The sequence below is a fragment of the Polaromonas sp. YR568 genome (genome assembly GCF_943369675.1).
Taxonomy (GTDB): Bacteria; Pseudomonadota; Gammaproteobacteria; order Burkholderiales; family Burkholderiaceae_C; genus Polaromonas.
Map to the genome: position 1 here is coordinate 35096 of NZ_CALROB020000042.1, position 10867 is coordinate 45962.

Annotated in this window: 6 protein-coding genes; 3 read left to right on the top strand and 3 right to left on the bottom strand. The window is 68.6% G+C overall.

The features are described from left to right. Position 1 precedes the first annotated feature (1 nt). Together ACLV8F_RS19740 and ACLV8F_RS19745 are read left to right on the top strand one after the other, a co-directional pair. A complete protein-coding gene (locus tag ACLV8F_RS19740) occupies positions 2-676 on the top strand; it encodes a DotU family type IV/VI secretion system protein (protein WP_411885902.1) in 675 nt (224 codons plus the stop codon). After that, positions 673-4494 (top strand): type VI secretion protein IcmF/TssM N-terminal domain-containing protein, encoded by a 3822-nt coding sequence (locus ACLV8F_RS19745; RefSeq protein ID WP_411885903.1) that lies wholly within the window; start codon positions 673-675, stop codon positions 4492-4494. Before ACLV8F_RS19740 ends, ACLV8F_RS19745 begins: the two co-directional genes overlap by 4 nt. Before the next feature lie 12 nt (positions 4495-4506). On the opposite strand, the gene tssA is transcribed toward ACLV8F_RS19745, so the two are convergent. Genes tssA through ACLV8F_RS19760 form a run of 3 tightly spaced genes read right to left on the bottom strand, consistent with a single transcriptional unit; the run spans position 4507 to position 9116 of the window. Beyond that, positions 4507-6054 (bottom strand): type VI secretion system protein TssA, encoded by a 1548-nt coding sequence (gene tssA / locus ACLV8F_RS19750; RefSeq protein WP_411885904.1) that lies wholly within the window; start codon positions 6052-6054, stop codon positions 4507-4509. 60 nt (positions 6055-6114) lie between these two features. After that, positions 6115-6891, bottom strand: a complete 777-nt coding sequence (locus ACLV8F_RS19755) for a response regulator (RefSeq protein WP_411885905.1) — start codon at positions 6889-6891, stop codon at positions 6115-6117. After that, the gene (locus ACLV8F_RS19760; RefSeq protein WP_411885906.1) at positions 6888-9116 is read right to left on the bottom strand and encodes an MASE1 domain-containing protein; all 2229 of its coding nucleotides are present in this window, start codon (positions 9114-9116) and stop codon (positions 6888-6890) included. The genes ACLV8F_RS19755 and ACLV8F_RS19760 overlap by 4 nt, the downstream gene beginning before the upstream one ends. Positions 9117-9309: 193 nt before the next feature. On the opposite strand from ACLV8F_RS19760, the gene ACLV8F_RS19765 reads away from it, so the two are divergent. Further along, the gene (locus tag ACLV8F_RS19765) at positions 9310-10671 is read left to right on the top strand and encodes a sensor histidine kinase (RefSeq protein ID WP_411885907.1); all 1362 of its coding nucleotides are present in this window, start codon (positions 9310-9312) and stop codon (positions 10669-10671) included. The last annotated feature ends 196 nt before the right edge of the window (positions 10672-10867 follow it).

The window sequence follows — 10867 nt, forward strand, 5'->3', positions numbered from 1 at the left end:
CGTGCGCCTTGTTGACTGTTTCATTCCCTTCATGGCCTTCGTGCGCCATGTACAGGGCCAGCCCTCGGGAAGCGCGGCGTCCGTCAAGGACCAGCTCGACAGCCTGCTGGCCGACGCGCGCCGCAAGGCCCAGGAAGCCGGCATCGCCGAGGTGGACACGATGAACGGCATGTTCGCCGTCGTCGCCTGGGCCGACGAAATCCTGCTGGCCACTGCCTGGCAGGGCGCCGAGGAATGGAAGCGCCTGCTGCTGCAAAAACGCTATTTCAACGTGTCCAGCGCCGGCGTCGAATTTTTCACGCGGCTGGAAGCCCTGGGCGCGCAGCAGCTCGCGGTGCGCGAGGTCTATTTCTTCTGCCTGAGCATGGGGTTTGCCGGGCGCTACGGCCATGACCGCAATCCCAAGACGCTGGAAGACATCAAGCAGGCCTGCCTGCAACAGCTGGTGCACGAAGGCGAGGGCCTGTACGGCGATTCGGGCAAGGTGATGTTTCCGCAGGCCTATGCCAGCCTCACGCGCGGCAAGCAGCAGGCCGAGGGCCGCTGGCGCTGGCGCATTTCCTCGCTGACGCTCAGCGTGCTGCTGGCGCCGCTGATCGTGCTGGCCGTGCTCTACGGCATCTACCACCTGATCATCTGGCAGACGGCCAGTTCCATCATGGCGCAGATCAAATGAAAGCCTTGCGCACATTCCTGCTGTGGCTGCTGGTCCTCACGCTGCTGGCGCTGCTGAGCTGGGGCCTGGCCCTCTACATGGACTGGCCGCTGTGGGCTGCCCTGGCGGTGTTCTTCGGCGTGCTGGGCTTTTACCTGCTGGCGCGTTTCATCATCCGGCTGGTGCTGGTCTACCGCTCGCGCAGCCTCATGGCGCAGGTGTCCTCGGCCAACCAGGACAAGGCCGCCAGGCAGGCTTCGCCGCGCGCGGTGCTGATCCGCAAATGGAAGACGGCCGCGGCCACGCTGCGCGCCTCCAGCCTCAAGCGCTTCGGCAACCCGCTTTATGTGCTGCCCTGGTACATGATCGTGGGCCGCTCCGGCACCGGCAAGACCACGGCGCTGACGCGCACGCGCCTGTCCTCGTCGATCCAGAAGGTCAGCCAGAGCGCGCGCATCGAGCAGACCGCGAACTACGACTGGTGGTACTTCGACCGCGCCGTCATCATCGACTGCGCCGGGCGTTACGTCGAAGCGGCCGACCTCGAGCAGGACCGCAGCGAATGGGAACTGGGCCTGGACCTGCTGGCCAAGTACCGCGGCAAGGAAGGCCTCAACGGCCTGGTGCTGGCCATCAGCACCGAGCGCCTGGCCCACCCGGAAAAAGACGACCTGCTCGAAGAAGGCCGCGTGGTGCGCGAGCGCATCGAGCAATTGATACGCCTCTTCGGCAAGCGCTTCCCCGTCTATGTGCTGGTCACGCAGTGCGACCGCCTCTACGGCATGGAAGAGTGGGCGCGCCAGCTGAGCGAAAACTCGCTCGAGCAGGCCATGGGCTACCTGGCCGAACCCGACAGCGGCGAGCCCGCCCAGAACCCCTTCCTCGACAAGGCCTTCGGCAACATCCACGATCGCCTTCAGGTGCTGCGCACGGTGCTGGTGGCGCGCGGCACGCCGGTAGCGCCCGAGCTGCTGCTGTTCCCCAACGAGCTGAACCAGCTCAAGCCCGGCCTGGAAGTGTTCCTGCGCGCCTGCTTCGGCGACAGCGCGTATCTGGAGACCCCGTTCCTGCGGGGCCTGTTTTTCAGCAGCGGCCTGCAGGAGGGCGGCGCCGTCTCCACCCTGCTGGGCCAGGTGCTGCCGCCCGTGCCCCGGCACTCCAGCTCGAACGCCGGGCTGTTCCTGCACGACTTCTTCGGCCGCGTGCTGCCGCAGGACCGCAACATCTCGCTGCCGGCCTCGCTGCGCAACCCCTGGCGCACCGCCACGCAAAACCTCGGGCTGCTGGCCTGGGTGCTGCTCAGCGCCGCGGCGGGCATCTTCATCACCATCGGCTTCATGGACAACATGCAGACGCTGTCGCTGCTGCAGGAAAAAGACCGGCTCAACACCCAGTTCACCGGCAAGCTCGAGGACGACGCGGCCACGCTGGAACGCCTGTCCGAAACCATCTCCGTCATCGAGCGCCGCAACGACAACTGGAAAAGCCAGTGGATGGTGGAGACCACCAACATCGACGACCTGGAACTGCGCCTGAAAAGTAGCTTCACCGACAACTTCCGCAAATACATCCTGCCGATCACCGACGCCAACTACCAGGAAGATTCCGAACGCATCCTGCAGAACGACCCCAACAAGGAGTTCCCGCGCCAGATGCGCAACCTGGTGCGCTACATCAACCTGCTGCAGGCGCACCAGCGCGGCGCCGACCGCGAGGCGCTGCTGGCCATGCCGCAGCGCCAGCACATCTCGCGCTACACGCCCGAGCTCTACGCGCGCCTGAACAATCTCTACATCTCCAACATCGCCTGGTCGGCGCCCGGCGACCCTTACGTGGCGGTGCGCCTGCGCTTTGAGCAGCAGCTGTTCAACCAGCTGGCCTTGCACGACCCGGCGCTCACCTGGCTGGGCGGCCTGCCCGACAGCAACCCGCTGATCAAGCCCGTCACCGTGCAGGAGTTCTGGGGCGGCACCAGCCAGGCGCGTGGCGCCGCGGCTGCACCGGAGTTACCCGTGGTGCCCGCCGCCTTCACCCTGGCCGGCAAACGCGAGATCGACGCCTTCCTCGTCGAGATGGAAAAAAGCATAGACGACGGCCCCAAGTTTTTGGCGCACCGCAGCGCCTTCGAGGTCTGGTACAAGGACAACCGCCTGCAGCCCTGGCAGAAGTTCGCCGCGGCTTTCCCCGGCACCGAACGCACGCTGTCCGGCGAGGTCGAATGGCGCTCGGCCATGGGCCTGATCACCAGCGCGCGCAGCCCTTATTTCCGCGTGATGGACCGCCTCAACGACGAGTTCGGCAACCAGCCCGCGTCCCAGCTGCCGAGCTGGCTGCAGCTGTCGCGCGAGCTGGCCGAGCTGCGCAAGCAGGCGGCCCGCAGCGGCACCGCAGGCGACGCGCTCAACGTGGTGGGCGCCATCAACAACGTGGGCGGCAAGGCCATGAAGGAAGTCCTCTCGGGCTCCGCCGGCCAGGGCCAGACCACCCTCAAGAACAACCTGGGCGCCGCGGCCACGCTGCAAAAGTTCTTCAAGGACCTCAACGCCGTGGCCACCGACGTGGTGGTCGGCCCCGGCAAGGCCTACCAGGCGGCCGTCGACTTCCACAGCTTCTCGACCGACCCGGCCGTCAAGGCCTCGGCCCTGCAGTCCACGGCCGACAGCCTGGTGCAGCTGCGCCGCCAGGTGGGCTACAACAACCCCAACGACGAAATCGTCTGGCAGCTCATGGGCGGGCCGCTGCGTTTTGTGCTGGCCTACACCGAAGAGCAGGCTTCCTGCAGCCTGCAGAGCGAATGGGCCTCCAAGGTGGATTGGCCGCTGCAGACCGCGCCCAACATGACGGCCATGCTGGACCAGCTCTACGGCGCCAAGGGGACGGTCTGGGCCTTTGCCGACGGCCCGGCCAAGCCCTTCCTGCAGCGCGACGCCAACCGCTTTGCCATCGTGCAGACCCTGGGCTACAGCGTGCCCTTCACGCGGCAGTTTTTGCCCATGCTCAATGATGCGGCCGGCAAGCGCGTCGAGCAGCTCGTGACGCAGCAGCGCGCAGACCTCCAGGACCAGACCGACAAGCTCGCCGGCCAGAAAGAGCAGCTGCAGTCGCAACAGGCGCTGGCGCAGCTCGACCGCCTGCTGGCCGACATCAAACAAAAGGCCGATGCCATCAAGGCCCAGGTCCACCAGCTCACCATCACCGCGCAGCCCACCAGCGTCAACCCCGGCGCCAAGGCCAAGCCCTTTGTCAGCGTGCTGTCCATCCAGTGCGCCACCGGCGCGCGCGTGCTCAACAACTACAACTTCCCCGTCACCGACAGCTTCCCCGTGGCCGACCGCCAGTGCGGCGACGTCACGCTGCAGATCAAGATCGAAGACGTGGTGCTCACCAAGAAATACCCCGGCGCCGGCGGCGTCGTGCGTTTCCTGCAGGATTTCCGCGACGGCGCGCGCCAGTTCAACGTCGACGAATTCCCCGCCGCCCGCGCCCGCTTGGACGCCCTGGGCGTGCGCCAGATCGGCCTGCGCTACAACTTCGAAGGCCAGGACGCCATCCTCAAGGGCGCGCAGCAGCTCGAGCAGCTGGAGCGCCTGGACAAGGAAAAAACCGCCGACAAGCAGCGCCTGCAAGACGCGCAATTCGCCCGCGAAGAGCGCGGCCTCCAGGCCAAGCTCTCCAATGCCACCAGCGTGCCCGCCATCGAAGTCTCGCTGCCCAAGCAGATAGGCGTGTGCTGGGACACGCGGCTGACCCCGCACAAACCGCAGGACACGCAGGCCATGTTCAAGGAACTGGCCGCGGCGCAGGTGCAGGGGACGCCGGCGGCCACACCGGCTCGGTAGGAGTCGCCCCGCTCAGGTCACGAGCTTGACCGCGGTGGCCGCATCCAGCGCCACAATGCGCGCCAGCAGCGCGTCCGCCGCGCCGCGGTCTTCCTCGTTGCGGGCCATCACGCCGTAAGCCACCTGCAGGCCGTCCAGCGCCATGGCCGGGTCCCACGCGCCTAACTGGTGGCGGTCTATGGCTTGCACCACCGCTTGCGCGAAAGCTGTGAGGGCGGCGCCGGGGCGGTGCTTCAGCAGCAGCTCGCACAAACGGATTTGCAGCAGCAGCTGGTCGCGCGCCGTGGGTTGCAGCGCGAGTTGCTCCTGCAGGCAGGCTGCGGCGCTGGCGAGGTCGTCGTTGGCCGCCAGTGCGCGGGCATTGCCGATGGCGGCGGTGACGGCATCGCTGGTGCGGCCTCCGGCTGCCGCAGGCGCGCTGCCCGCGGCGATGCCGGGCATCAGTGTGGCGAGCCAGTCCAGCGTGTCGCCGGCGGCGAAGGGCATGCCGCTGGAGAAGGACAATTTTTCCAGGCCGGGCAGGCGCGCCAGCAGGCGGGCCGTTTCGTTGCAGACTTCCTGGCGCGCGGCCGCGAAGCCGCTGCCCATGCGGCCCAGCGCGGCGGCGCAGATGCCGTTGAGGTCCAGCCAGAAGGGGAAGTTGACCAGCTGGGCTTCGGCGAAGGCCACGAGTTCGGCGTCGGACTGGCTGTCTTTCAATCGGGCCAGCGCATCGGTGAGTTGCGAGATGGGCGGCGGCAAGCGGGTCTGGCCGCCGTCGGCGGGCGGCAGGGCTTCCAGTGCCGACCAGGCGGCCGTGCGGTTCAGCCGGTAGGACAGCGGGTTGCTGCTGTCGTTGGCCAGGAACCATTCGGCCAGGCTGCCCAGGCGCGTGCAGGCTTCTTCGAGCGCGCGTTCGACGTTGTCGGCGGAGTCCAGCAGCAGCGTGGCCGGCGGGGCGGCCGTACTGTCGGCGGCGGGCGCGGCGCTGGCCGCCGCGGGTGCCTGCGCGGGCGCCGGCGTGTCTTCGATCACCGTCAGGTTGTTGACCAGGCTTTGCAGTGCGCGAATGGACGGCGCTTCGCTGTCCTTGTCCACCAGCACCGCGTCGATGGCCGCCAGGCTGGCCACCAGGCGCGCGACCAGTTCGGCCTCTTGCGGCGGCAGGGCGCCCCAGTCGGTTTCGGTGGCGCGCTGCTGCACGCGGTCGACCAGCCACTGCACCGCGTTGCGGCGTCCGCGCATGCGCTTGAGCCCGGGGTAGAGCGTGTCCCAGTAGGTCTGCAGCATGTCGGCCAGCACCTGCAAGCCGTCGGCCAGGCCGTAGAGGCCGCGGGTTTCCAGCAGGCCACCCGTCAGGTAGCTGGCCACCAGCAGGTCCTTGCCTTTGGTGGAGAGCAATTCGGTCGACCACTGCGTGACCTTGTGCCAGTCCATGGTCGCGCTGTGCACCGGGCTGGCGAGCTTGGCCAATTCGGCTTCCAGCAATTCGAAGGCGGGCTCTTCGCGCACCTCGTTGCCGGCGGGCAGCGGCCCGTCTATGGGCTGCTTGCCGAGTTCGGTGATCAGGTCAGTGGTCATAGGGCGTCACAAAAGAAATGCGGTAGGGGCCGCGGAAAAATGGAAGAAGGCGCGGGAGGCTCACTCCCACAGCGCTTCCACCTCGGCGTTCAGGAAATAACCGACGCCGCGCTCGGTGCACAGCAGCTTGGGGTTTTTCGCGTCGGCCTCGAGCTTGCGGCGCAGCCGCAGGATCTGCACGTCGATGGCGCGGTCGTAGATGTCGTCGAAGGCGCGCGTGCGTTCGAGCAACTGCTCGCGCGAAATGATGCGCCCGGGCGTTCCGAGGAAGACGGCCAGCAGGTTGAACTCGGCATTCGTCAGCGACACCGGCTTGCCTTCGGGCGAGGTCAGCCGCCGCGTGTTGAGGTTGAGCCCCCAGGCTGCGAAGCGGTAGGCGCGCGGGTGTTTGCCGCGCGTGACGGGCACCTGCACGCTGCTGTGGGTGGGGCGCTCGCCGGCCGGCTCACCGGCAGGCGCGCCCGAGGCGCGGCGCGTCACCGCGCGTATGCGGGCCAGCACTTCGCGCAGCGAAAAAGGCTTGGTGATGTAGTCGTCGGCACCCAGCTCCAGGCCCATGACGCGGTCGGCTTCTTCCAGCCGGCCGGTCAGGCAGATGATGGAGATGTTGGCCTCGGCGCGCCATTTGCGCGCCAGGTCTATGCCGTCGCCGTCGGGCAGGTTCAGGTCCAGCAGCACCAGGCTGTAGGCCTTGTTGGAAACGGCCTGCACCGCTTCGGTCGCCGTGCCCACGCCGTCCACCGAGAGGCCGTGGCCGCCCAGGTAGTCGATCAGGAGCTTGCGCAGGGCGTCGTCGTCGTCGACGACCAGGATGGATTGGGGTTGGGTCTGCGTCATGGCTGCCTGCCTTCTTCATCAGGATGGACATCAACATCGCCGCCGGGCCGGGCCGGCGGGGCGTCGGACAGGCCGGCGGCCATTTTGACGGCCTGGCGCAAGGCCGCGCCGTCAAAGGGCCCGGTGATGGTAACCACGCCGGCTTCATGCGTGATGACAGCTTCCCGGCCCTTGCCGGGGGCCGCGCCGGTGCAGCGCACCAGCGGCAGGCCGGGGTCGCTGGCGCGCAGCGCGGCCAGCAGGCTGTCGGGCGCGCCTTGCGCGCCGGACGAGTCCAGCCACACCAGCAGCTGCGCATGTTCGCCCAGGCCTTGCGGGCCGCCGGCGGCATCAGCGGGGCCGTAGCCCGCGGGCTCAAAGCCCAGCGCGGCCAGCGTGTCTTCGGTGCGTTCGCGCGCCGCTTCATCCTGCGCCACGACCAGCACGGTTTCGCCCCGGCCCAGCGGCGCGGGCGGCGCGATCAGCGGCAGTTGCGCGGCTTCCTGCGCGGTCAGCAGCGGGAGCATCAGGCAAAAGCGCGTGCGCTCGCCGCGGCCTGTCCACACCGCCACGCCGCCGGCGTGGTCGGCCGCCACACCGGCGACGATGGCCAGGCCCAGGCCGGTGCCGTGGCCTTTGCCGTGGCCCTTGCCGCCCTGCGAGGAGCGCGAGGAAAAGAAGGGGTCGAAGAGCTGGTGCACGTGCGCGGGCGCGACGCCGCCGCCGTCGTCCAGCACGTCGAGCCAGGCGCAGTGGTCGCTGAGCGTGTCGCCGACGCCGGTGTCGGCTTCGCGCGCATAACCGGCGGGTTCGCCGCCGGCCGATGTCGCCAGGCGCAGCTCGACCCGGCTTGCCGCGGCCTGCGAGGCGTTGCGCAGCAGGTTCAGGATGGCACGCGTCAGCTGCCCGCGGTGCACCAGCACCGGCACGGGCGCCGTCGGCACCTCCACCCCCAGCCGCACACCGGGCGGCAGCAGCGGTGTCACCAGCGCCACGGCTTCGGAGACCAGGTCGCGCAGGTCGGTGGCCTGGCGCGTGCGCGCGCCCTGGCGGCCGGCCAGCAAAATCTGCTCGGTCAGGTCCTTGCCGCGCGCCACGGCGGCGGCCACTTCGCCCAGCGGGGCGCGCACCGGCAGGCCGGATTTTTCGCGCTCCACCGCGAGCTCTGCATAACCGCCGACGGCGCCCAGGATGTTGTTGAAGTCGTGGGCGATGCCGCCGGTGAGGAAGCCCATGGTTTCAAAGCGCCGGGCGCGCTCCAGCCGCAGGTTGAGTTTTTGCCGTTCGTTCATCGCGATGCCAACGAAGAAGGACAGCACGGCCAGGCCCGCGAGGTCCACCTGCAATTCCCAGGTGCCTTCATCGCCGCCGCGCGCCGCGCTGTAGGGGCCGTAGCCCGCGATGGCCAGGCCTATGCCGGCGCTCGCCGCCACCAGCACGCCCAGCGAGGCCGCGCGCAGGCCGCCGCTGATGGCCGCCCACACCATGACCAGCGCCAGCAGCACACGCAGCACCTCGGCCGGGAAGCCCGGCACCAGCGCCGAGGCGGCCATCAGCACGGCGGCCAGCGCGGCCGCGGCGAGGGCCGTGCCCGGCCTGTCGGTGGGCGGCGCCGAAGCCCGGGCCTGGCGCGAGCACCAGGCCAGCAGGGCCGGCAGCAACACCAGCACGGCCAGCCCGTTGCCGAGCAGGATCACGCGCCACTCTTCCAGCCAGCTGGTGTGTTTGGTCAGCGCGCCTATCGTGGCGCCCAGGGCCGCCACCACGCTGGTGGCCAGCAGCGGCAGGAAGAACATGAAGCGCGCCAGCTTGCGTGTGGTGTCGATGTCGCCTCTTTCGCAGACCAGGCGCCGGCCCAGGAAGGCGAACAGCGCCACCTCGAAGACATTGAGCAGCGCGAAGGCCGCATCGGCCTTCACCGACAGCGGGTCGGCGTCGCCGACCAGCATCATGGACAGGAAGACCGCGACGAGGAACAGCGGCCACTGGCGGTAGGGCAGGTTCCACAGCAGCGCCGCGGCCAGGGCCGGCGCGGGCCAGATGATGGCGGCCAGCGTGTCGGGTCGCGAGGTGTAGGCGGCCGGCGTGGACAGGATGGCGTAGACAAAGGCCAGCAGCGCGGCCAGCAGCGCCAGCCGGGCCGGGTTGGCGGGGTTGTGCAAGGCCGGCACGGCCAGCGCCGTGCGCCGGGCGGCGTGTGCCGCCGGGCTCGCGGGGGCGAGTTCGGCCTGTCCATTGCGTTGCATGTGCGGATCCTGCATTTTTTATGCCCCTGCCGTGCGGCGCCATCCTGCACGGCGGGAGTCCGGGCTCCTGGCCCTCGGGGAATTGCCCAGTGTACGCAATCGGGCAGGCCCGGGCACCGGTTTCGTCCACCCCGCGCAACACCCGCGCGCCGTGTCAGGAAGCCGCGCGGCAGGGGGACGTAAACTCGCCCCCATGAACGCCTCCCCAACGATCCGGCCCCCCCAGAGCGTTGCGGACTTCTCCCGCGAGGAGTGGGTGGAGATGCGGCTGATCCACACCTTCATGCGTTATGCCCGGCCGGCCCTGCATTCGGCGCTGGTGCTGCTGGTGGTGATGGTGGCGATTCTTTACCGCCACGTGGACCCGCTGGCCCTGGGCCTCTGGGCGACGGCGACCGCCGTCGTGACCCTGTCGCGCTACGGGGTCATCAGCATTTACCAGCGCAACCTGGTCGGCGTCAGCGGCCCGCCGCTGCGCGCCTTCATGGCGCGTTACGGCTGGACCTGGCCGGCCAGCGCCATGGCCTGGGGCGCGTCCATGTTCATCTATTTCCTCAAGGCGCCCATTTACGACCAGTTCCTCTGCATGGTCGTGCTGGTCGGCATGGCCGGCTTCGCGGTGGGCACGTTTTCGTCCTGGCTGCCCTGCTTCAGGAGTTATGTGAACGGCCTGGGGATATCGGTCGTGATCGCGCTGCTGTACGAGCTGGTGAAGGAGGGCGGCCTGCCTTCGACCTTCAACACCTACGGCATGCTGGCGCTGGTGGTGATTTACTGGGCCGTGATCCGCGTTTCGGGCCAGCGCTTTCACGAGGTGCAGCGCGTCAACCTGGAGCTGCAGTACGACAACTCCACGCTGATCAAGTCGCTGACCGAGCAGAGCCGCGCCGCGCTGGAGGCGGTGGAGATCAAGAACCGCTTCATCGCCAGCGCCGCCCACGACCTGCGCCAGCCCGTGCACGCCCTGGACCTGTACGCCGGCTGGCTGGCCGCCGAGCCCGAATTCGTCGAGCAGATCACGCCCAAGATCGTGCGCTCCACCAAGGCCGTCAACGACTTGTTCAACTCCCTGTTCGACCTGGCCGGGCTGGAAGCCGACCCGCTCCGGGTCAACCCGCAGGAGGTCGACCTGGCCGTGCTGCTGCAGGACCTGGAAGCGCAGTACGCGCCCTTCGCCCGTGAGCGCAGCCTGCGCCTCAGGGTGCGCGGCGCCACCGGGCAGATCCGGTCGGACCCGGTGCTGCTGCAGCGGCTGGTGGGCAACCTTCTCTCAAACGCGCTGCGCAACACACACCGCGGCGGCGTGCTGATGGCCGTGCGCCGGCGGCGCGGCGTACCCTGCATTGAAATCTGGGACACCGGCGTGGGCATCGCCAAGGAACACCAGCAGGCGATCTTCCAGGAGTTTTACCGGATTCCCTTGCAGGGGACGGAAGAGGGGTTTGGCTTGGGGTTGGCGATTGTTTCTCGGCTCAGCGAGGCGCTGGGGCATCCGATTGGGTTGGCTTCCCGGGCGGGGCGGGGGAGTGTTTTTTGGGTTGAGCTGAGGGGGTAGGGCCGGGTCTTGCGCCGGCTTGCGCGCCTTGCTCTTTGCTGAGGGCGGCTGGCCGGGGGTTGCCCGGCGGCAACTCACTTTCTTTTGCTTCGCCAAAAGAAAGTAAGCAAAGAAAAGGCGACCCTGGCTCCTGCGTCCCCTGCGCTTCGCTCCGGGGCAACCTGCGGTGCTCGGTTCAGGCGGGGTCTCGCTAAAC